The 22,103-nt window shown below is 65.8% G+C and carries 19 protein-coding genes and 1 pseudogene; 12 read left to right on the top strand and 8 right to left on the bottom strand.

Features of this window, described 5'->3' with window-relative positions:
- A pseudogene (locus EJI01_RS11750) lies at positions 1–225 on the bottom strand (IS30 family transposase); the annotation flags it as partial.
- 285 nt (positions 226–510) lie between these two features.
- On the bottom strand, positions 511–1,545 hold the full coding sequence (locus EJI01_RS11745; protein ID WP_126837281.1) for an IS110 family transposase: 1,035 nt from the start codon (positions 1,543–1,545) through the stop codon (positions 511–513).
- 726 nt (positions 1,546–2,271) lie between these two features.
- On the opposite strand from EJI01_RS11745, the gene EJI01_RS11740 reads away from it, so the two are divergent.
- From EJI01_RS11740 to EJI01_RS11715, 6 genes are all read left to right on the top strand, one after another.
- Positions 2,272–3,186, top strand: a complete 915-nt coding sequence (locus EJI01_RS11740; RefSeq protein ID WP_185878905.1) for a LysR family transcriptional regulator — start codon at positions 2,272–2,274, stop codon at positions 3,184–3,186.
- Positions 3,187–3,291: 105 nt separating this feature from the next.
- Positions 3,292–4,047 (top strand): hypothetical protein, encoded by a 756-nt coding sequence (locus EJI01_RS11735; protein WP_126837279.1) that lies wholly within the window; start codon positions 3,292–3,294, stop codon positions 4,045–4,047.
- A 28-nt stretch (positions 4,048–4,075) separates the two neighbouring features.
- The gene (locus tag EJI01_RS11730) at positions 4,076–5,419 is read left to right on the top strand and encodes an amidase (protein WP_126837278.1); all 1,344 of its coding nucleotides are present in this window, start codon (positions 4,076–4,078) and stop codon (positions 5,417–5,419) included.
- Positions 5,420–5,469: 50 nt separating this feature from the next.
- Complete coding sequence (locus EJI01_RS11725) at positions 5,470–6,495, top strand: TRAP transporter substrate-binding protein (RefSeq protein ID WP_126837277.1); 1,026 nt, start codon at positions 5,470–5,472, stop codon at positions 6,493–6,495.
- A gap of 37 nt (positions 6,496–6,532) precedes the next feature.
- Positions 6,533–7,117, top strand: coding sequence for a TRAP transporter small permease (locus EJI01_RS11720; protein WP_126837276.1), 585 nt, complete (start codon positions 6,533–6,535; stop codon positions 7,115–7,117).
- Positions 7,114–8,394 (top strand): TRAP transporter large permease subunit, encoded by a 1,281-nt coding sequence (locus tag EJI01_RS11715; RefSeq protein ID WP_126837275.1) that lies wholly within the window; start codon positions 7,114–7,116, stop codon positions 8,392–8,394. Before EJI01_RS11720 ends, EJI01_RS11715 begins: the two co-directional genes overlap by 4 nt.
- An 879-nt stretch (positions 8,395–9,273) precedes the next feature.
- Here EJI01_RS11715 and glmS read toward each other — a convergent pair.
- On the bottom strand, positions 9,274–11,154 hold the full coding sequence (gene glmS / locus EJI01_RS11705; protein ID WP_126837274.1) for a glutamine--fructose-6-phosphate transaminase (isomerizing): 1,881 nt from the start codon (positions 11,152–11,154) through the stop codon (positions 9,274–9,276).
- Between the two features lie 126 nt (positions 11,155–11,280).
- Here glmS and EJI01_RS11700 point away from each other — a divergent pair, with 126 nt between their 5' ends.
- The gene (locus EJI01_RS11700) at positions 11,281–11,850 is read left to right on the top strand and encodes an Lrp/AsnC family transcriptional regulator (protein WP_126837273.1); all 570 of its coding nucleotides are present in this window, start codon (positions 11,281–11,283) and stop codon (positions 11,848–11,850) included.
- Positions 11,851–11,864: 14 nt separating this feature from the next.
- On the opposite strand, the gene glmU is transcribed toward EJI01_RS11700, so the two are convergent.
- Positions 11,865–13,289, bottom strand: a complete 1,425-nt coding sequence (gene glmU, locus EJI01_RS11695; protein WP_126837272.1) for a bifunctional UDP-N-acetylglucosamine diphosphorylase/glucosamine-1-phosphate N-acetyltransferase GlmU — start codon at positions 13,287–13,289, stop codon at positions 11,865–11,867.
- Between glmU and EJI01_RS11690 the strand changes: the two genes are divergently transcribed.
- Positions 13,288–14,178, top strand: coding sequence for a DUF6279 family lipoprotein (locus EJI01_RS11690; RefSeq protein WP_260602418.1), 891 nt, complete (start codon positions 13,288–13,290; stop codon positions 14,176–14,178). The two genes, glmU and EJI01_RS11690, sit on opposite strands and share 2 nt — an antisense overlap.
- A 64-nt stretch (positions 14,179–14,242) precedes the next feature.
- Positions 14,243–15,175, top strand: a complete 933-nt coding sequence (locus EJI01_RS11685) for a hypothetical protein (protein ID WP_126837271.1) — start codon at positions 14,243–14,245, stop codon at positions 15,173–15,175.
- Here the strand turns inward: EJI01_RS11685 and EJI01_RS11680 are convergent.
- A complete protein-coding gene (locus EJI01_RS11680) occupies positions 15,160–16,458 on the bottom strand; it encodes a hypothetical protein (RefSeq protein ID WP_126837270.1) in 1,299 nt (432 codons plus the stop codon). The two genes, EJI01_RS11685 and EJI01_RS11680, sit on opposite strands and share 16 nt — an antisense overlap.
- A gap of 112 nt (positions 16,459–16,570) precedes the next feature.
- Positions 16,571–17,341, bottom strand: a complete 771-nt coding sequence (locus EJI01_RS11675; RefSeq protein ID WP_126837269.1) for a Crp/Fnr family transcriptional regulator — start codon at positions 17,339–17,341, stop codon at positions 16,571–16,573.
- 90 nt (positions 17,342–17,431) lie between these two features.
- Between EJI01_RS11675 and EJI01_RS11670 the strand changes: the two genes are divergently transcribed.
- Positions 17,432–17,836 (top strand): BLUF domain-containing protein, encoded by a 405-nt coding sequence (locus EJI01_RS11670; RefSeq protein WP_126837268.1) that lies wholly within the window; start codon positions 17,432–17,434, stop codon positions 17,834–17,836.
- 21 nt (positions 17,837–17,857) lie between these two features.
- Here the strand turns inward: EJI01_RS11670 and EJI01_RS11665 are convergent, their stop codons facing one another.
- On the bottom strand, positions 17,858–18,178 hold the full coding sequence (locus EJI01_RS11665; protein WP_126837267.1) for a DUF2917 domain-containing protein: 321 nt from the start codon (positions 18,176–18,178) through the stop codon (positions 17,858–17,860).
- Between the two features lie 139 nt (positions 18,179–18,317).
- Here EJI01_RS11665 and EJI01_RS11660 point away from each other — a divergent pair, with 139 nt between their 5' ends.
- A complete protein-coding gene (locus EJI01_RS11660) occupies positions 18,318–19,301 on the top strand; it encodes a LysR substrate-binding domain-containing protein (protein ID WP_126837266.1) in 984 nt (327 codons plus the stop codon).
- Positions 19,302–19,412: 111 nt separating this feature from the next.
- Here EJI01_RS11660 and EJI01_RS11655 read toward each other — a convergent pair whose 3' ends face one another.
- Positions 19,413–20,027, bottom strand: coding sequence for a 5-formyltetrahydrofolate cyclo-ligase (locus tag EJI01_RS11655; RefSeq protein ID WP_126837265.1), 615 nt, complete (start codon positions 20,025–20,027; stop codon positions 19,413–19,415).
- Between the two features lie 9 nt (positions 20,028–20,036).
- Here EJI01_RS11655 and EJI01_RS11650 point away from each other — a divergent pair, with 9 nt between their 5' ends.
- Positions 20,037–22,058 (top strand): lytic transglycosylase domain-containing protein, encoded by a 2,022-nt coding sequence (locus tag EJI01_RS11650; protein ID WP_126837264.1) that lies wholly within the window; start codon positions 20,037–20,039, stop codon positions 22,056–22,058.
- The last annotated feature ends 45 nt before the right edge of the window (positions 22,059–22,103 follow it).

Here is a 22,103-nt window from a genome sequence, read left to right as displayed (position 1 = left end):
CTCCCAGTGCCCGGGAACTGCTCGATCTTCAACTGTGGCTGGCCGCTCGCTGATGGAAATGGCGTCGACGATTCTTCCGTGGTCGTCTGTCTTCTGCGTGTGATGGCGCGAGCGGCGCATGCCCCGGGTGCGCCTGAGATGCTGCAGCAGCTCCTTCTTCAAGGCCCCACGGGCTTGAATGAACAGGCTGCGGTAGATGGTCTCGTGGGACACGTGGGAGGTCTCGTCGCACGGGTATACATGGACGCCTCCAGTTTGCAAGGCTCTCTCACTTTTTCCGGCGAGCAGGAAAAGATTGCAAACATACATCCGGCCTTCAGACGCGAAGCGTCTTCGGCCCTGATGGAATGCGCTGGCTGGCTCCTCAATAAGACTGCGAGCTCGAAGCTCGTTATATCCGTCAGGTTTGACCAGCCCCGGTCTTACCTGTATTGCCATCAACGATCGATTGCCATAGCAACCTGTGAGAGAGTCTTTACGTGATGTGCCGACGTTCGCGCGCTGCGCAGGCTATGCAGCTGCTGTCGGCGCATGCATGGGTTCATAGGCCTTGCCCGTGGACAGCAACGCCCACGCTAGCCGCGCGTTCTTGTTGGCCATCGCTACGGCAGCAATGTTGTGATGTCGACGGCCAACCAACCTGCCCAGCCAGGTGCCGGCTCGGTCAGCCCGCGTCTTGGCCAACTGCACCAGCGCACGTCCACCGTGGATCAGCAGCGTCCGAAGGTAGACATCGCCGCGCTTACTGATGCCCAGCAGCTGCGTCTTGCCTCCGCTGGAATTCTGATGCGGCACCAGCCCGATCCATGCAGCAAACTGCCGCGCGTTCTTGAAGTTGCTCGGGTCGCCGGCGCTGGCCACCAGCGCGCTTGCGGTGATGGGGCCGATGCCTGGAATCGTCTCCAGGCGACGGCTGACCTCGTTGCCGCGATGCCATACCTCGATCTCCCTCTCGAGTTCCCGCATCTGCCGGTCCAGTTCCTTGAGGTGCTGCAGCAGCCGATCAATCAGCAGCCTGAAGCGTCCGGGCAGTTCGTTGCTGGCATCCTCGATCAGCTCTGGAGCCCTCTTGTAGACATGACGGATGCCTTGGGGAACGATGAGTCCGAACTCGATCAGCAGCCCGCGGATCTGGTTTGCCTGGGCGCTGCGTGCGTGGACGAAGCTCTCACGCGCCGTGTGCAGCGCCAGCACAGACTGCTGCTCGGGTGACTTCGCCGGAACAAACCGCATGTTCGGTCGGGTGACGGCCTCGCTGATCGCCTCCGCATCGAGCGCGTCATTCTTGTTGGTCTTGACATACGGCTTGACGAACTGCGGCGCCATCATCTTCACGCGATGCCCGAGTGCTGTGAGCTTGGCCGCCCAATGGTGCGCCCCGCCGCAGGCCTCGATGCCGATCAAGCAGGGCTCTAGGCGGGCGAAGAACGGTGCAACCTGATTGCGCTTGAGCTGCTTGCGAAGGACGGCGAAGCCGTGCTCGTCGACGCCGTGAACCTGAAACACGTTCTTGGCGAGATCCAAACCAATCGTCGCGATCTTCATGAGCTGCCTCCGTCATGCAAGCGGGCAACATCGCCCGCTGACACTCTGGCAGCCGGCGGACGCCGAAGAAAGGGGGCGTCCATTCCAGTAAGACTGCAGCCGATACCTGTTGAGACGATCACATGAGAATCAGCTTGGCAAACCGGGCGGTGTCCATATAAGGCCGTGTGAAAACTGGTTGAACAGATGACGGTGCAACGCTACTGAAGGGCAGCCACATGAAGCGATTCAAGGTGTCGATGATCAGCTCATCTTGAATCAGCGGTCTTGATAGATCAGGCACTTACGACATGCCGAGCCACGACACCTTGAACTGCTTGTTCACGCTACTTTGAATTACCCGACACGTTTTTCAACTTACTTTGAATTTTGCCCCCCTCGCGCTGGCCGGCAGCCGCGAAATCGCTCGGAATCAGGCGTCCCCGTCGGCGCAGTTGTGTCGTCCGACGTCGCAGTTTCAAGGTTAGTGATGCGGATCAAACGGCTTGTTTCATGTCTCAGACTTGCCTTCTCACGCGGTGAGACTCCCCAGTGGATGAGCCGATGGGCCTCATGTGGCAGTTCATGCCCGCCGCCGGTACCGACTTCGACCTGAAGCAGAACATCAGCCTGCCGCATCACGTGATGCGGAATTCAGATCATTGGCGGGCGACGAGTTTTGCGTGCGATGGTCAGTCGGCAGAATGCTCCCATCCCCACATTCATCGCGCCAAGTGCGCGCGCAACATGCTCCCCCTCGCCCTGACCTACTTCCGCGAAGTCGCCCTCAGCGGCTCGATCCGTCGCGCAGCGGAGCACCTGTCGATCGCCCCCAGCGCGATCAGCCGCCAGATCGGGAACCTCGAGACGGCCCTTCAGACTGCTCTCTTCGACCGACGGGCGCGGCGCCTGACGCTGACCGCCGCGGGCGAACTCGTGCTCGCGTACTCCGAACGCACCAGCGCCGATTTCGAGATGATGCGGGAGTCGCTGCAGCAGATCACCGGGCTGCAGGCGGGGCAGGTCAAGGTCGGAAGCGTCGAAGGCATGGTGACCTACTTCCTCTCGCGCTACCTCGCAAGCTTCAACAAGCGCTATCCGGGTATCAATGTGGCCGTGTCGGTCGTCGGCTCGCGCGCAGTGCTCGAGTTGCTGCGTGACGGCGAGCTCGACCTGGCACTGGCATTCGGCCTTCCGGCGCGCAATCCGTTTCGGGTGCATGCCCGGCTGGACCAGCCGCTGTGCCTCATCGTCGCCGTCGGCCATCCGCTCGCCTCGCGGCGCAGCATCTCCTTCAAGGCGCTGGCGGATCAGCGCGTGGCGTTGCCCGACCACACGTTCCAGATCCGCTCGCTGATCGACGGCATCGCACTCAAGACCAAGACGCCGCTGCACCTCACCATCGAGACCAACACCTTGGAGATGGCCAAGGGCGTGGTGCGCAACTCCGAGCTGCTGACCTTCCTGCCGCGCTATGCCGCGCTGCGCGAGATCGCCAACGGCGAGCTCTGCGCCGTGCCGCTGCAGGAGCGCGACCTGGCCCAGACGAGCATCAGCCTGATCACGATGCCGTCGCGCCAGCCGTCCCCGGCGGCGCGCAAGCTGCTGGAGACGTTCAAGGCCGGCATGACGCGCTACGGCGCGACCGCTGAGCGCGGCTAATCACGCCAGGCGCGTGTTCGCATATCGGCAGCATCTTCGTGCCGAAATTAGCCTTCTTCACGGGTAGCAACCTGATTAGAGTTGCACGAACGGAGGCACTCATTCATGACCCAAGTTGTTGACTTTCAACCCGGCGGCTACCGATACGTCAAGGCGGTGTTCCAGTATTCCGCCGGTGTCGCCGCGCAGCCCGGCTTCGTGATCGAGCGGGTGCGCTTCCAACGCCCGCCGACACTGACGGAAGGGTTCGATGCCATCGCCGCGCATCTGGCGCAGCGCGGCCGGCCTCTCGCTGCGCTGTGCGGCTGCGAACTGCGATCACCGGCGCCGTTCTCCGAGGACGGCTTCGTCGAGTTCAATCGCCACTATGTGCAGACGCTCGAACGCTGGGGCCTGGTCGACGGCGACACAAATCCAGTGGCGCGCACCAACGTCTGCCCGGTGCACGAAGCCCCGGAGACGCCTGTGTTCCATGCTTTCTCCTACACCGTGCCGGATGACGGCGATACCTTGCCGAGCTTCGTGGTCGCTGGCGGCGGCGAAGCACCCGAAGGCCATCCGAACTACCGCGACGTCATCGTGCGCCTGGGCGACACCAGCCCGAACGGCCTGCGCGAGAAAGTTCGCTATGTGGTGGCGGAGATGACGCGCCGGCTCGAGGCCCTCGGCTTTTCCTGGCAAGACGCGATCGCAACGCAGGCCTACACCGTCCACGACATCGGACCGCTGATGTGGCAGGAGCTCGTGCAACGGGGTACGGCGCGCGGCGGCGTCACCTGGCAGTTCACGCGTCCGCCGATCGTCGATCTGGAGTACGAGATGGATCTGCGCCGCGTTGCGCGCGAACTCGTGCACGCTTAGGCCAATGCGGACACGACCAAGGCACAGAATGGCAACGGCAGAGCACTTGGCAACCGACCTGGCGGAAGGAAGAACCACCTCGCGCCAGCTGGTCGAGGAGGCCCTGGAGCGCATCGCGGACTCCTCCGCCGAGGGGCCGCGCGCCTTCACGCACGTCGATGCCGGCGCGGCGCGCTTGATGGCCGATGCGTCGGATGCAATGCGCGAACACGGCATCGTTCGCTCGCCGATCGAAGGCCTGCCAGTGTCGGTCAAGGACCTGTTCGCCGTCGCCGGCCAAGTCACGCGTGCGGGCTCGGCACTGCTGGCCGACGCAGCGCCCGCCGAGCAGGATGCAGCCGCCGTCGCACGACTGCGTGCTGCCGGAGCCATCATCATCGGGCGCACCAACATGGTGGAGTTCGCCTTCGGCGGCGTGGGGCTGAATCCGCACACCGGAACGCCGCGCAATCCGTGGGACCGCAGGACGGGCCGCGTGCCTGGCGGGTCCTCCTCCGGCGCGGCCGTGGCACAAGCCGATGGCATGAGCGTCATGTCACTCGGCTCGGACACGCGCGGGTCGGTGCGGATCCCGGGGGCGCTGTGCGGCGTGGTCGGCTTCAAGCCGACAGCGCGGCGAGTGCCGACGGACGGCGCCTTCCCCTTGTCGTGGACGCTCGATTCCGTCGGGCCGTTGGCCAATTCCGTCGCGTGCTGCGCGACGTACGACGCGATCCTCGCCGGAACCAGGCCATCCCCGCTCGTGCCGCTGGAGGTCCGCGGCCTTCGCCTGCTCGTACCTCAGGGAGGCCTCATGGACGACCTCGACGACGACGTAGCGCGCGCCTTCGGCGTCACGCTGTCTGCATTGGCGCGAGCGGGAGCTTGCATCACGACGGCGACGGTGCCGCCGCTCGACGCGCATCAATCCTACTTCGAGGGCGGCGGCATCGCCGGCGCGGAAGCCTTTGTCGTGCACCGCAAGAACCTGGACCGGCTGCATCTCTACGATCCACGCGTCGGCGAGCGCATTGCCCTCGGCGCCCACATCGGCGCGGCCGATCACATCGAACTCCTCCGCCTGCGGGCGTCGGCCATCGGCCAGTTCTCTGCCGCGGCCGCGCCTTTCGACGCTGTCGTGATGCCGACCGTGGCCTGCATAGCGCCGACGATCGAAGAAGCCGGACGCAGCGACGACGATTACGTGCGCTGGAACCTGCGCCTGCTTCGCAACGCCGGCGTCGTCAACTTCCTCGATGGCTGCGCGCTGACGTTGCCTTGCCACGAACAGGGAGCGGCGCCGGTCGGGTTCATGGTCTGCGGCCCGACAGGCACAGACCGGCACGTGCTGGCGGTCGGTGCGGCCATCGAGCGCGCCCTCGGGCCGCGTTGACTTCCGGTTGGCACGCGGCCGCTCCACTGATTTTCAAAGGAGACATTCAAATGACGACATATTCCAAGCGCATCCTGGCTACTCTCTGCACGCTGGCTGCCTCATTCGCGATGGCCGGCGCCGGCCACGCTCAAGACATCAAGGAGCGCAACTTCAAGCTCGCGTTCGTCAACCAGAAGGAGCATCCCCAAGGGATGGGCGCGCAGCGCTTCGCCGAGATCCTCGAAAAGAAGAGCGGCGGGAAGATGAAAGTGAAGCTCTTTCCCGCGGGCGTGCTCGGCGGTGATGCGGCCATCATTTCGTCGCTGCAGGGCGGGACAGTGGATCTGACGATGGTGGTGCCCGGATCGCTCTCCGTGGCCATCAAGGAATTCACGCTGTTCGACCTCCCCTTCCTCTTCAACAACGAGAAGGAGGCCGACTTCGTGATCGACGGTCCCGTCGGCCGGAAGCTGCTGGACAAGCTGCCCGAGAAGGGCCTGATCGGCCTAACGTACTTCGAACATGGCTTTCGCAATGTCACCAACAGCCGGCGCCCGGTCGCGAAGATGGAGGACCTGCAGGGCCTCAAGCTGCGCGTGATGCAGATCCCGGTGATGATCGACATGTTCAACTCGCTCGGCGCGAACTCGTCGCCGTTGCCGCTGCCCGAGGTCTACACGGCGCTCGAGCAGAAGGCTGTGGACGGCCAGGAGAATCCGTACTCGCTGGTCGAAGCTTCGAAGTACTACGAAATCCAGAAGTACGGCTCGGACACCAAGCACACCTTCAATCCGATCGTGCTGCTGTTCAGCAAGAAGATCTGGGACCAGCTTTCAACGGACGAACGCAAGCTCCTGATCGATGCGGCCAAGGAGGCCCAGCCTTACCAGCGCAAGGCCAACCGGGAGGTCAACGCCAAAGCTGCAGAGTTCCTGAAGAGCAAAGGCATGACGTTGACCGAGTTCCCCGCGCAGGAGCGCGAGCGGCTCCGCGAGAAGCTCAAGCCCGTGACGGAGAAGTACGTGAAGCAGGTCGATCCGGCGCTCGCACAGGAGTTGTTCTCGGAGCTCGGCAAGGCGCGCAGCGCCAAGTGATCGGGCCAGCCCTCAAGCAACCAAGGGAAGAGAGATCATGACGCGCCTGATCGAGGTGTACTGTCGGCTGCTGAACGGCGTGATCGCTCTCTTCCTGGCGATCATGGTCGTTCTGGTCTTCGGCAATGTGGTGCTGCGCTATGGCTTCAACTCAGGCATCACGGTGTCGGAGGAAGTTTCACGCTGGCTGTTCGTCTGGCTCACCTTCCTCGGCGCGATCGTCGCGCTGAAGGAGCATGCCCATCTGGGCACCGACATGCTTGTCTCGCGCCTGCCCGTCGCCGGCAAGAAGGCGTGCCTCGTCATCGGACAGTTGCTGATGCTCTTCATCGCGTGGCTGGTGTTCAAAGGCAGCCTCGAGCAGGCAACGATCAATTGGGACGTCAGCGCACCGGTCACCGGCGCCTCCGTCGCCATCTTCTATGCGTCCGGCATCGTGTTCGCCGTGTCGGCCGCGGTGCTGATCGCGCTTGACCTCTGGCGAGTGCTCTCCGGCCAGCTGAGCGAGGACGAGCTGGTGATGGTCAAGGAATCCGAAGAACAAGGGGAGCTCGAGGCGCTGCAGGCCGAGCTGGCACGAGAGGACGCATCCCGCCTGAACCCCCACGGGGGTCGGCCATGACGGTCGCCATCTTCATCGGGGCCCTGCTCGGCACGATGGCGTTGGGCATTCCGATCGCCTTCGCCCTCCTCGCCACCGGCGTGGCGCTGATGTGGCACCTCGACCTGTTCGACTCGCAGATCCTGGCCCAGAACGTGATCAACGGCGCCGACAGCTTTCCGCTGCTGGCGGTGCCCTTTTTCATGCTGGCCGGCGAGATCATGAATGTCGGCGGACTGTCGCGGCGAATCGTCGACCTGGCGCTCGCGTTGGTCGGCCATGTGAAAGGCGGCCTCGGCTATGTGGCGATCATGGCCGCAGTTCTGCTGTCCGCGTTGTCCGGTTCGGCCGTCGCCGATGCCGCCGCGCTGACTGCGCTGCTGTTGCCGATGATGGTGAAGGCCGGGCACGACAAGGCGCGCGCGGGGGGCCTCATCGCGGCCTCCGGAATCATCGGGCCGATCATCCCGCCGAGCATCGGCTTCGTCATCTTCGGCGTTGCGGCCAACGTGTCGATCACCAAGCTGTTCCTGGCCGGCATCTTCCCGGGCCTGCTGATCGGCGCGTCGCTGTGGTTCACCTGGTGGTGGCTCGGCAGGCGCGAGAAGATCGAAGCGCCGCCGCGCAAGTCGCGCGCCGAGGTACTGGTCGCGTTGCGCGCATCGACCTGGGCGCTGATGCTGCCGGTGATCATCCTCGTCGGCCTGCGCCTGGGGGTGTTCACGCCGACCGAGGCCGCCGTTGTCGCCGCCGTCTACGCGCTGTTCGTCGCTACCGTCGTCTACCGCGAGCTGAAGCTCAATCAGCTCTACGCCATCTTCGTCACCGCCGCTAAGACCACCTCGGTCATCATGCTGCTCATCGCCGCGGCGATGGTGTCGGCATGGCTCGTCACGGTGGCCGACCTGCCGAGCAAGGTGATCGGCTTGCTCCAGCCTTTTATGGGCAACCCGACGCTGCTGCTGATCGCCATTATGGTGCTCGTGATGGTTGTCGGCACCGCGATGGACATGACCCCGACGATCTTGATCCTGACGCCGGTGCTAATGCCGGTTATCAAGGCCGCTGGAATCGACCCGGTCTACTTCGGCGTGCTGTTCATAATCAACAACTCGATCGGGCTCATCACGCCGCCGGTGGGCACCGTGCTCAATGTAGTCGCCGGCGTTGGCCGCATGAAGATCGACGAGGTCACCAAGGGCGTGTGGCCCTTTTTGCTGGCCGAGCTGCTGGTGATGTTCCTGATGGTGCTTTTCCCCTCGCTCGTCACCGTGCCTGCCAGATGGTTCGGTGGCTAGCAAGACGCAAGGCCCGCCCACCGGCTCCACCACTTCTGCGAGATCGACCATGAAAAGCATTGAGAAGAACTCTGGCATCCTTGGCGATGTGCCTGGCGGCGATGGACGCATCGGCGCAAGCACGACCCGTGGTGCAATTCATCGCCACGGATGGGACGATCGCCGTGAAGGTCGACCCTGCGACCCAAGGCGTCGTCCCCGTGATATAGGGGGATGACCTGATGCAGACGGTACCTGATGCAGGCAAGTACGCGACCATCGAAGTCAACAACTTCTCGAACATGTCGGCCAACTACCTCGATCCGAAGGGGGCTAGTTGGCACTTCGCCTTGGACGGCTGCTCCGCAGTCTGGACCGGTAGTTCAACTCGAGAGGGATAGCCCCTCCTTCGGCAAATGTGAGCAATCACGCGCCCCTAGAGGCACAATTTGCATGTTCTTTCAACGGCGTCACGTGAAGGAAAGGAGTACCCATGCATTCGATGGCGCCGATCCACCGCCCTCGACCTAGAACCAAACTGTGCGAGCGCCGTTCATGACTCTATTCGCCCGTTTACGACTGTATTAGGGCGTTTACGACTATTTTGGTCTTGAACAAACCCGCCAACCTCCACGAAAGTTTTTCTCCCAGGATGTAAATCGAGTTTACGGATCACCACCTCAAGCCTCTGGGAGGGCAATCGAAGTTCGCATGCACAGAGGCCCTCCGCTCTTATGACGGAGGTGCCACTACTTTTGCTAACGGGCGCCCGTCGATGCGCAGGCGACTTTTTAGTCAAAAAATCCCGCAATCAAATTTTCAGTGGATCGGGCCGCTTCCCTAGGGAAAAAATCCCGCGACCTTAGTAAACCTAAAAAGCAGCCTCGGAGTGCCCGCAACCTACTCCACCGTCACGCTCTTCGCCAAGTTGCGCGGCTTGTCGACATCGGTCCCGCGCGCGCAGGCCGTGTGATAGGCCAGCAGCTGCAGCGGCACGACGTGCAGCATCGGCGAGAGCGCGCCGTAGTGCTCCGGCATGCGGATCACGTGCAGGTCTTCGCCGCTCTCGATGCGCGTATCGCCGTCGGCCAGCACATAGAGCACGCCGCCGCGCGCGCGCACTTCCTGCAGGTTGCTCTTGAGCTTTTCCAAGAGCGCATCGTTGGGCGCCACGGCCACCACCGGCATCTCGCTGGTGACGAGCGCGAGCGGTCCGTGCTTGAGTTCGCCGGCGGCATAGGCCTCGGCGTGGATGTAGGTCACTTCCTTGAGCTTGAGCGCGCCTTCGAGCGCGATCGGATAGTGCAGCCCGCGGCCGAGGAAGAGCGCGTTTTCCTTGCGCGCGAAGTCCTCGGCCCAACTGATGATCTGCGGCTCCAGCGCCAGCACCGACTGCAGCGCCACCGGCATGTGGCGCATCTCCTTCAGCAAGCGCGCCTCCTCTTCTTCACTGAGACGACCCTTGGCTTGTGCGAGCACGAGCGTGAGCAGGAAGAGTCCCGCCAGTTGCGCCGTGAAGGCCTTGGTGGAAGCCACGCCGATCTCGACCCCGGCGCGCGTGATGTAGGCCAGCTTACATTCGCGCACCATCGCGCTGGTCGCGACGTTGCAGATGGTGAGGGTCTGCTCCATGCCCAATGAGCGCGCATGCTTCAGTGCCGCCAGCGTGTCGGCGGTCTCGCCCGATTGGCTGATGGTGACGACCAGGGTCTTCGGGTCCGGCACGGAATCACGGTAGCGATATTCGCTCGCGATCTCGACCTGGGTCGGGATCTTGGCGATGCTTTCGAGCCAGTACTTGGCGGTGCAGCCGCTGTAGTAGCTGGTGCCGCAGGCCAGGATCAGCAGCTTGTCGATGTCCTGGAACACGCGCCAGGCGGCCGCGCCCGGCGCGCCGTCGCTGCCGACGCCGTCGAAGAGCTCGGGCACGATGCCCTCGATGCCTTCGAGCGTGTCCGAGATCGCGCGCGGCTGCTCGAAGATTTCCTTCTGCATGTAGTGGCGGTACGGGCCCAGCTCCGCAGCGCCGCTGTGCGCGAGCACGGTGCGCACCGGCCGCGTGACCGGCTTGTGCGCGCGGTCGACGATCCAGTACTTGCCCGGCTGGATATCGACCACGTCGCCCTCTTCGAGGTAGACGATCTGGTCGGTCACGCCCGCCAGCGCCATCGCGTCGCTGGCGAGGAAGTTCTCGCCGTCCTCCTTGCCCGCGCCGAGGATCAGCGGCGAGCCGGCGCGCGCACCGACCACGCGGTGCGGCTCGTCGCGGCAGATCGCCGCGATCGCGTAGGCCCCCTGCAGCTGGCACACGCTGGTCTTGACGGCCTCGAACAGATCGCCGTCGTAGTGGCTGTCGATCAGGTGGGCGATGACTTCGGTATCGGTCTGGCTGGCAAAGACATAGCCCTTGGCCTGAAGGGCCGCCCGCAGCGCCTCGTGGTTTTCGATGATGCCGTTGTGCACCAGCGCCACGCGGCCGGGTCGCGCGGCCTCTGCGTCGGCGCCGGTCCCGTGGCTGAAATGCGGATGCGCGTTGTGCACCGCCGGCGCGCCATGGGTGGCCCAGCGCGTGTGCGCGATTCCGGTCGTGCCCTCGATGCGGTCGTCGCGCACCTGGGCCAGCAGGTCGGCCACGCGCGCGGTGGTGCGGGCGCGCTGCAGGCCTTTCGCATGCACGGCCACGCCACAGGAGTCATAGCCGCGGTATTCGAGGCGCTGCAGGCCTTGCACGAGGACGGGGACGATGTTGCGAGCGGAAACGGCGCCGACGATGCCACACATGAGAGCTCCTACGGAATGAAGTCGGTGGAATCGTAGGCGTCTTGTCGCGCAACTTCAGATCAATATCAGTTCGAATTCGATCAAATATTTCACTATTGCCTACGGACAAACTATTATTTCATAATCATGGTAATTGTGAAATCAACCGACATAGATCAGATCGACCTTCAGCTTCTGGACGCCCTGCAACAAGACGCCTCCCAAAGCAACCAATCGCTCGCAGAGCGCTTCAATATTTCCGCGCCTACTTGCCTGCGCCGCGTGCGGCGGCTGCGCGAGGCGGGCTGGATCGAGCGCGAGGTTGCGATCTTGAATACCGAGCGTGTCGGCGCACTGCTCACCGCCGTGATCGAGGTCTCGCTGGACCGCCAGGACGCCGCTGCCCTCGAAGCCTTCGAAGAGCGCATCACGCTGGACGACGCCGTGCAGCAGTGCTACCGGGTTTCGCCGGGACCGGATTTCGTGCTCATCGTCACGGTGCGCGACATGCCGGGCTACCAGGCGCTCGCGCAGCGCCTCTTCACCACCGACGCCAACGTGCGCAACGTGAAGGCTTTCTTCAGCGTCCAGCGTGCAAAGTTCTCGCCGCGCGTGCCGTTGCCCCTCAGTCCTTCGGCGGCCGCCGCCGGGCCGCCCCAAGGCGAGCCGCGCCTCCCCCTCGGGGGGTGGCGAACTACACGCAGCGAAGCGGAGTGAGAAGCCGGGGGGCCTTACTTTTTCGGTCGTTGCCAGTTCGCAAAGCTAACCTGCCGCGCGCGCGCCACCGTCAAGGCCCCTGGCTCGGTACTTTTGGTCACGGTCGAACCGCCGCCCACCGTGCCGCCGACGCCGATCGTGACCGGCGCCACCAGCACGCAGTTGCTGCCCACGTGCACGTCGTCGCCGATCACCGTGCGGTGCTTGTTGGCGCCGTCGTAGTTGGCCGTGATGCTGCCGGCGCCGTAGTTGACGCGCGCGCCGACGGTGGCGTCGCCCAGGTAGGCCAGGTGGTTGGCCTTGGCGCCGGCGGCCAGGGTCGAGTTCTTCACTTCGACGAAGTTGCCGATGTGCACTTCGGCACCCAGGCGGGCACCGGGCCGCAGCCGCGCGAAGGGCCCGATCCGCGAACCCTCGCCGACCGTCACGCCGGCCTTCTCGCCGTCGATGTGGGTGAAGGGATGGATCACCGCGCCGGTCTCGATGCGCGCATTGGCGATCACGCAGTTGGCACCCACGCGAACGCCCGCGCCCAGCGACACCGCGCCCTCGAACACGCAGTTGACGTCGATCTCCACATCCGATTCGCACGCCAGCGTGCCGCGCAGGTCGAAGCGCGCCGGGTCGGCGAGCCGCACGCCCTGCGCCATCAGCGCATCGGCCTGGCGAAGCTGGTAGGCGCGTTCGAGCGCCGCGAGCTGCGCGGGGCTGTTGACGCCGGCCACCTGCAGCGCGTCGTCGGTGCGGTGCGCGACCACGGGCACGCCGTCGACGGTGGCGAAGCCGACCACGTCGGTCAGGTAGTACTCGCCTTGCGCGTTCTTGTTGTCCAGGCGAGCGAGCCAGGTCTTCAGCAACTGGGCGGGCACCGCCATCACGCCGCTGTAGATCTCGCGGATCGCGCGCTGCGCCTCGTTCGCGTCCTTCTCTTCGACGATCGCCTGCACTTCGCCCTCGCCGTCCTGGGCCGCGGGGGCGCGCACGATGCGGCCGTAGCCTGTCGGATCGTCGACGCGGATCGTGAGCAGCGCGAGCCGGCGTCCGCCGCTTTGCGCCACCAGCGCGCGCAGGGTGGCCTCGCCGATCAGCGGCACGTCGCCCGACAGCACCACCACCGTGCCGTCGTCGGGCAGGAGCGGCGCGGCTTGCTGCATCGCGTGGCCGGTGCCCAGCTGCGGCACCTGGCGCGCGAACAAGGGCACCCTGCCACTGGCGCCGCCTTCGAGCGCGGCCTCGACGTCGGTCGCGCCGTGGCCCGTCACGACCACCACGTGGCGCGCGCCGATGCGCTGGGCGGTGTCGACCACGTGCGCCGCGAGTGCGCGGCCGCCCAATCGATGCAACACTTTGGGCAGGCTGCTCTTCATGCGAGTGCCTTTTCCGGCCGCCATGATGACGACGTCGACCGGTTCCTGGTTGTCCTGCGGAGTCTTGTTCATGCCTCTTTCCCGAATGCGGATGCGTTGCGCAAAGCTGGCGCGAATTATCGGCGTGCTGCTCGTCGCCTCCGCGCTGGCCGCCTGCAGCACGATCAAGCTGGCTTACAACAACCTGCCCGAGTTCAGCTACTGGTGGCTCGACGGCTACCTCGACTTCGACGGCGCGCAGACGCTGCGCGTGCGCGACGAGCTCGCACAGCTGCTGGCCTGGCATCGCCAGAACGAGTTGCCGAAGATCGTCGCGCTGCTGCAGAAGGCCCAGGCCCTCGCACCCGGCGATTTCACGCCGGAGCAGGCCTGCGAGATAGGCGATGAGGTCCGAGCGCGCATGGTGGCGGTGGCGGAGCATGCCGAGCCCGCCGGCGCCGATCTCGCCCTGAGCCTGGGCGAAGCGCAGTTGCAGCAGCTCGAGCGCAAGTACGCCAAGGTCAATGCCGACTACCGCAAGGACTGGCTCGAACGCAGCCCCGCCCGCTGGCAGGAGAAGCGCTACGAGCTGCTTCTGGATCGCAACGAGGACTTCTATGGCCGGCTCGATCCGTCGCAGCGCGAGCTGCTGAGGCAGCAGGTGGCGCAGTCGGTGTTCGATCCGCGCTTCATCGACAGCCAGCGCAGGACGCGCCAGCAGGAAACGCTTGCCCTGTTGCGCCGCTTCCAGGCCGAGAAGACGCCGCCGGCCGAAGCGCGCGCGGCCATCCATGCCTACGTACAGCGCATTGCCGACCCGCCGCCCGGGCCGGCTCGCGACCGGCAACAGGCGTTGCTGCAGGAGGGCTGCCGCAACATGGCGGCCCTGCACGAACGCACCAGCGCATCCCAGCGCGAGCAGGCGACGCGACGGCTCAAGGCCTACGAGCGCGACCTGGTCGAGCTGATGGCCGCGTCGTGATGTCTTGCCGCATCGGCTTATAGAACATTTGTTTACACTCGAGCGCGATCAACTGCGACCCTCCATGAACATCACGCTCTGCACGCTTTTCGAACGGAACTACCACTTCGGCGTCGCGGCGCTGGCGAATTCGCTGGTCGCCGCCGGCTACACCGGCGAGCTCTGGGTCGGCTACCGCGGCGCACTGCCGGGCTGGATCGTCGACGCGCCGGCCTTCGACCGCAGCACCGGCCGGCTGCAGGCGGCACCCGGGCTGGTGCTGTGCATGCTGGAGCTCGACACCCCGCTGCACTTCACCTACTACAAGCCGACCTTCATCCGCGAAATGCTGGAGAAACACGCGCCGCAATCCGATGTGGTGGCCTATATCGATCCGGACATCGTGGTGAAGTGCGACTGGCCCTCGCTGGCCGGCTGGTTTACCGAAGACGGGATCTCGCTGGCCGAGGACGTCAACTGGTGCTTCCCGGCGCGGCATCCCAAGCGGCTCCTGTGGGCCCGCTTCTTCGAACCCCACGGCGCCACGCCGCGGCGCGGGCTCGACCGCTACTACAACGCGGGCTTCATCGCGGTCTCGCGCGCGCATCTGGAATTCCTGGACCTCTGGCGCCGGCTGTGCGACCTGGTCGTGGCCTATAACGACCACGCCAAGGAGCTCAAGGCCGGTGGTTCCGCCGCCCTGTTCCATTCGACCGACCAGGACGCATTGAACTTCGCGCTCACCGTGTGCGAGGCGCCGCTCAACACGGCAGGGCCGGAAGCCATGGACTTCGCGCCCGGCGGCTACTACCTTTCGCACGCGGTCGGCTCGGTCAAGCCCTGGCATGGCGGCCACATCCGCCAGGCCCTGCGCGGACAGCCGCCCTCGCCCGCGAGCAAGTGGTACTACCGCTTCGCCGATGGGCCGATCAAGGCGTATTCGGACGGCGAGCTCGCCAAGCGCCAGCTCTCGCTCAAGATCGCCGCCGCCATCGGGCGGGTCTACAAGCGCGCCTGAGCGTCCTCGGCGGCGTCCTTGCGCCACTCCAGCCAGCGCACGGCCAACAGGAAGTACTGGTAGCCGAAGTTGGCCAGGCTGCTCGCGATGCCGAAGCCGAGCACCGAGCGCAGATCGCTCACGCCCACCAGCCACAGGTAGGTGATCTGGGTGATCAGCGTCACCGCGATGCTGTAGGTCTGGCCTGCGGTCGCGCCGCGAACCGACAGGGTGCGAAAGGCAAAACCCGATGCGTTCATCAGGATCGAGGCCAGGAACACCATCCACACCAGCGGCGTCATGCTGGCGTACTGCTTGCCCAAAAGCAGGATCCAGTACTGCGGAAAGTAGAAAGAGGTCAGCAGGACCAGTACGCTCATGGCGAAATAGGCCACATGCGCCTGCGCCACGATCGTGCCGAGGCGTGGTCCCACCGGCGCCCGCGCAATGGCGGGGAACAGCAGGATGTTGGTGACGCGGTCCACCACGATCAGCACCATGGCCAGGCGGCCGAAGGCGCCGACCTCGGCCAGCATGCCGGCGGTGCCGAACAAGGACGCCAGGAACACGGTGATCACGCCCTGCACCTGGTAGAAGATGGCCGGCAGCACCAGCGGCTTGGCGATCCTGATCACCTGGGCGTCCACCTTCTTCGTGTCCGCCTCGTCGAGATGGGCGGCCGGCAGTTGCTGTGTCCTGAAGGCCTTGCGGTACAGCATCACGCTAACGAAGCTCGCCGCGGCGGTCGCCGCCACGATGCCGGTCACCGCCCAGGAGGTGGCGGGCAGCAGGAGCACCGCGCCGACGAAGGTGATGCGCACGCAATGGGACGAGAAGGCGATGCGGTTCAGGGTCGGGATCTGGCCGAGGATCAAGAGCACCGTGTTGGCGTAGTGCTCCCTGAGGGTCAGCAGGACGACGGCGACCATGAGCAGCGACGCTGCGAGATAGGCCCACCCGGACCACGCATGCTGCTGCGAGGTATAGAACCAGTAGGGGCCGATGATGGCCAGGCCCAGTGCCAGCAGCAGCCAGCGCTTGCGGAACACCTGGTGGCAGACGCCCACCACCCACCGAACTTCTCCTGCACGCTGGCCGACGATGGGCAGGGTGCAATGCGCGAGCCCAAGGTCGGTGATGCCCAGGATCAGCGTCATGCACGCCACCAGGAAGGTGTAGGCCGCGTACTGGTCCTTCGGCATCACGTTGACGATGAGCAGGCCGGCAATGCCGCCGATCGCCACACCGAAGGTTTCGACGCCGCCGACCATGGCGATCTGGCGCAGACGGGGCAGGAGTTTCACAGGTGTGGCAGCGCGGTCAGGGGTTGGCCGGCGGCTGCCGGGTCGGGGGCTCGTGTCCGGGATTTCCGGACGGGCCCTCTACGATACGCGATGGCCGCAACGGCCCCGCGCTTCAGATCAGCGGCGTGGGCTGCAGCGGCCGCTCGAAATAGTCTCCCAGCGTCTCGAGCGCGTGGGGCTCGAGGATGCGCAGCCATCCGCCGTCGAGCTTATAGAGCCCGAGCTGCTGCAGGCGCCGCAAGGTCTTGTTGGTATGCACCAGCGACAGGCCCAGTGCATCGGCGATGTGCTGCTGGTTGAACGGAAACACGACCCAGCCCTCGCGCGCCATCCCGAGGCGTTCGGCGCGGCGGTAGAGATGCATCAGCAGCATCGCGACCCGTTCGGCCGCGTTGCGGCGGCCGGCGGTCACGAGGTTGTCGTCCACCATCTTTTCCTCGCGCGCTGCCAGCCAGGTGATGTCGTAGCCCAGCTTGGGCTGGCCGTGGAACAGCTCCCAGAGCCGGTCGCGCGCAAAGACGCACAGCGTGACCGCGGTCACCGCCTCGACGCCGTGCGTATGACTCTCGGCAAATTCGTCCTGCAACCCAATGAAGTCGCCCGGCAGCAGGAAGCTCAGGATCTGCCGCCGGCCGTCGCTGAGCGTCTTGAAGCGGAATGCCCAGCCGGAATAGAGCGTGAACAGCTGCGCACTGGGGCGGTCTTCCTCCACGATCGGCCGGCCGGCATCGACGACGCGCGTGCCCCTGCGGAAGGACTGGATGGCAGCCAGTTCCTCGGGCGATACGGGCAGGAAAGCGGGGTTGCGGCGCAGGCCGCACTCCTCGCACGGATGGGCGCAGCGCGGCGGATGGACAGGAGCTGGATAGTCCTCGAATTTCACCGGCCCACTATAGGCCTCGCGGCAATGTCTTTTCACATTTCGCGAGCTGTTTGGCGCACCTAGACTGGATCCCTGTGTGCCAACGAACGAATGACCGAACTCCACGAAATCCTGTATTGCAGCCTGCTGGCGCCCGACCAACCTACCGAAATCGTCGGCCAGATCGTGAGCCGGGCACGCGTTCGCAACGCCACAGAAGGCATCACGGGACTGCTGGTGTTCGACGGCATGCGCTTTTGCCAGCATTTCGAAGGCCCGCGAAGGCAGGTGCTGGGCCTGCTGAACCGCCTGGAGGCCGACCCGCGGCACACGGAGATGCGCGTGGTCTATGACGGCGAGCTCTTGGGGCGCCGGTATCGGCGCTTCGATATGGGCCTGGCCCAGACCGAGGACGATGCGGAAGGCGAAGACATCGCCATCCTTCAGCAACTCGACGGGGCGGAGGCGCTGGAGCGCTTCCTGGCGCTGCGCCCCCGCTTCGACATTGCTGGATAGCCAGCCGGTAACCCCGGCGGGCTAGGCCGCTGCCACGTCCCAGCTGTAGGTGGCGCCGTGGCTGTCCCACGGCTCCATCACGATGCGCTCGCCGGCAGCGACGGCCAGCGTTTCACCCGGCGCGAGCACCAGGTCTTCGCTGCCCCAGACATCGGTGGCATCGCGCGTGACCCACACCCGGCCTTGCCGGATGCGCAGGATGCTCGCGCTGGAAGCCCTGAGACTGGTCGCCTCGCCAGCCGCCAGCTGCCATGCACCCCGGCGCACGGCCGGCGGTACGGCAGCGGGACGTGCAGCAGCCGGGGACGGGAACGTAGAGGTGGTGGTGCAAGCGGCGGACATGTGAGCTCCTGTAGAGGGTGTTCTCCGAAACGCAATTGCGCGCTTCGGGAATGAATGATCGACGTTCCCCCGTTGGCGGTCCAATGAAAACGCGGTAGCCTACTGATTCCGGTTTCGCATCAATCCACTTTCTGCGTCCATGCAGCATTCCCAGACCCACCTGCGCTCCCGCCCGATCTCGGCCGGCCATCTGCGCGCCTTCGAAGCCGTGGCCCGGCACCTGAACTTCCGGGCCGCGGCGGAGGAGATGGCGCTCACCCAGTCGGCCGTGAGCCGGCAGATCCAGTCGCTGGAAGAGGAGGTCGGCGTCGGCCTGTTCCTGCGCCACACGCGCGCGGTCGAGCTCACCAGCGCGGGCGCCCAGCTGCTGCTGGCGGTGCAGCAGTCTCTGCCGCGCATCGACGGCGCGGTGCGCCAGATCCGGCACAGCGCGGGCCGCAAGAGCGTGTCGCTCACCACCTTCGCGTCCTTCGCCTCGATGTGGCTGATCCCGCGGCTGGAGGCCTTCCAGCGCGACAACCCGGACATCGACATCCGCATCGACGCCAGCGACGTGGCGCTCGACCTGGACATGTCCGACGTCGACATCGCCTTGCGCTACGGCCCGGGCGAGAGCATGCCGGCCGGGGCGGTGCGGCTTTTCGGCGAATCGCTGACGCCGGTGGCCAGCCCCTGGCTGATCAAAAGCAACCCGGCCATCAAAGAACCGGCCGACATCGCACGCTTCACCCTGATCGAGGCAGGCGACGCGCACCGCACGCACCTCGAATGGCTCACCTGGCGCCGCTGGTTCGAGATCAACAACCTGCAGCGCGCCCAGCCGAAGCGCTGGCTCTACTTCAACTACGCCTACCAAATGGTGCAGGCCGCGCTCACCGGCCAGGGCGTGGTGCTGGCGCGCAGCTCGCTGATCGCCGAAAGCCTGGCCAACGGCGATCTCGTCGAGGTGCTGCCGCAGCACCGCATGGATTCACCGATGGCCTACTGGCTGATCGCCGGGCCGCGCAGCGCACTGCGGCCCGAGATTAAGGATTTTTGCGATTGGCTGCAGTCGCAGGCCGCCGTCACGCGCGAAACCATCGGCGAGGTGCCGGACCCCGACACCGTCGATCAGTTGGACTGAACGCGGATTTCCAGAAACACCGCGGAACCGGCTTTGCCGGGCCGCTGGTGTTGCCCTCGAGAGGGGGAAGGCGCGCGCGACACGAAGTGCGCGAAGCCCTGGGGGTGAGCGTCATGTCGGCCAGACGACGCCGTTGTCGTTGAGGATGGCGTCGAGCGGCAGGTCGTGCGCCTCCGGCTCGAACTCCTCGATGTAGCCGTTCGTGAAGCCGAGCCCCACGGTGAAAGGCCGCGGCTCCAGCGCCGCCAGCGTGCGGTCGTAGAAGCCGCCGCCGTAGCCCAGGCGGTAGCCGCCGGCGCTGTAGCCCAGGCAGGGCACGAACAGCAGCGTGGGCACGATCAGCTCGGTGTCCTTCGGCTTCGGAATGTTGAAGGCGTCGTTCTCCATCGGGCAGCCCGGGTACCACGCACGAAAGGTCAGGATCTTGTGGACACGGTCGACCACCGGCAGGCCGATGCGCCGGCGGTGCGGCTCGTCCAGCAATTCACCGTCTTCCTTCCAGCGGTGCAGCGCCGGCAGGGGATCGAACTCGCCCTTGATCGGCCAGTAGGCGCCGATCACGGTGTCGGGCCGGCCGACCAGCCAGATCCGCATCACGCGCTGCAGCAGGTCGGCGCGCGCGAGGCGGTCGGGCATCGCAAGACGCTGTTCGATCAGTGCTTTTCGCAGCTGTTGCTTGAGAAAGTTGGCAGTTGCCGAGGTGTCGGCACCCTTTGACTTGTCCATAATCGCCCGATGCAGTTTGCAAGCATTTTGGCACCCGCGCTCCGCCGCCCCCGCGCACCCTCCTCCACCCTCGTTCTTTCGCTCGTCCTCGCCACCGCGGCACTGCTGCAGCCGGCCTGCGCGCAGAACCGCGACGACGATGTGCTGGTCCAGATGAAGCAGGCCTTCCAGCGCGGCGACAAGGCGCGTCTCGCTGCCCTGCTGCCGCAGGCGCGCGGCCATGTGCTGGAACCCTGGGCAGCCTACTGGGAGCTGAAGGCGCGCCTGCAGGAAGCGAGCGCCTCCGAGGTGCAGGACTTCCTCTCGCGCTATGCCGGCACCTACCAGGAAGACCGCCTGCGCAACGACTGGCTGATGCTGCTCGGCCAGCGCCGCGACTGGGACGGCTTCGCCGCGCTGCATCCGGCCTTCCGCATGAACGACGATGCCCAGGTGCGCTGCTACGCGATCTTGGTCGAGACGCTGCGCGGCGGCAACGCCACCAAGGCGCAGGCCGACGAAGTCCGCCGCAACTGGCTCGGCCAGCGCGAGCTCGACGACGGCTGCCTGACCGCGGCCGACCGCATGATCGCGGCCGGCCTGATGTCGCCCAACGACGCCTGGAAAAAGGCACGCCTTTCCATCGAGACCAACCGGCCGCAGGCGGCGCGTGCCGCGATCCTCCTCGCCGCGCCCGATGCTGTCGCCCAGTTCGATGAGCTGAACGCCAGCATGGCCAAGTTCCTGACCAGCCGCGCCTTCGTCGCCACCAAGGCCCGGAAGGAACTGGTGGTGCTCGCGCTGATCAAGATGACCATCGCCGACCCGGACATGGCGGCCTCCCAGCTCGAGAACAAGTGGGGCCCGATGCTGACGCCGGAGGAGCGCAACTGGGTCTGGGGCGCGATCGGCCGGCAGTACGCCGTCAAGCTCTCGCCGGCGGCCGGCGGCGCCTTCGCGAACGTCACGAAGAACAGCGATCTCTCCGACGACATGCTGGCCTGGAAGACGCGCGCCGCGCTGCGCAGCGGCCACTGGAAGAACGTGCAGGCCGCGATCGATGCCATGAGCGAATCGACGCAGCAGGACCCGACCTGGATCTACTGGAAGGCACGCGCCCTGCACGCCTACGGCGGCGACGAGCGCCGCGCCCAGGCGCGCGCGCTGTTCGAGAGCATTGCCGGCACGCGCGGCTTCTACGAGCTGCTGGCGCTCGAAGAGCTGGGCGAGCGCGCCACCGTGCCGACCCGCCCGGCGCCGCTCACGCCCGAAGAGAAGCAAGCCGCGCGCAGCAACGCCGCGCTCAACCGCGCGCTCTACGCGATCGCGATCGGCCTGCGCCCCGAGGGCACGCGCGAATGGAACTACGCGACCAACCTGCACGACAAGGGCGGCATGGGCGATCGCGAACTGCTGGCCGCGGCCGACTTCGCCTGCCAGCGCGAAGTGTGGGACCGCTGCATCAACACCAGCGAACGCACCAAGGGCATGATCGACGTCGAGCAGCGCTACCCGATGCCCTATCGCGACACCGTGGTGCGCAAGAGCGAGGAGATCGGCCTCGACCCGGCCTACGTCTACGGCCTGATCCGCCAGGAGAGCCGCTTCATCATGGACGCACGCTCGGGCGTCGGCGCCTCGGGCCTGATGCAGGTGATGCCCGCGACCGCGCGCTGGACCGCCAACAAGATCGGCCTCGCGGGCTTCACGCCCGGCCAGATCAATGACCGCGACACCAACATCACCATCGGCACCAACTACCTCAAGCTGGCGCTCGACGACTTCGACGGCTCGATGGCGCTCGCCGCCGCGGCCTACAACGCCGGCCCCGGCCGGCCGCGCAACTGGCGCAACGGACCGGTGGTGGAGGCGGCGATCTGGGCCGAGAACGTGCCTTTCAACGAGACCCGCGACTATGTCAAGAAGGTGCTCGCCAACGCCACCAACTACGCCGCGTTGATCACCGGCCGGCCGCAGTCGATCAAGGATCGCCTCGGCAAGGTGGGCCCGCGCGATGCCGCCGAGCCCGAGCCCAACAAGGACCTGCCCTGATGAGCGGCGACCGGCCGCCCGAAGGCGCTCGTCCCCTCCTTCAGG

This window comes from Variovorax sp. MHTC-1, assembly GCF_003984645.1.
Lineage (GTDB): Bacteria > Pseudomonadota > Gammaproteobacteria > Burkholderiales > Burkholderiaceae_C > Variovorax.
The sequence above is the reverse complement of the archived record's forward strand: the minus strand, read 5'-3'. Positions and strand labels throughout refer to the sequence as shown.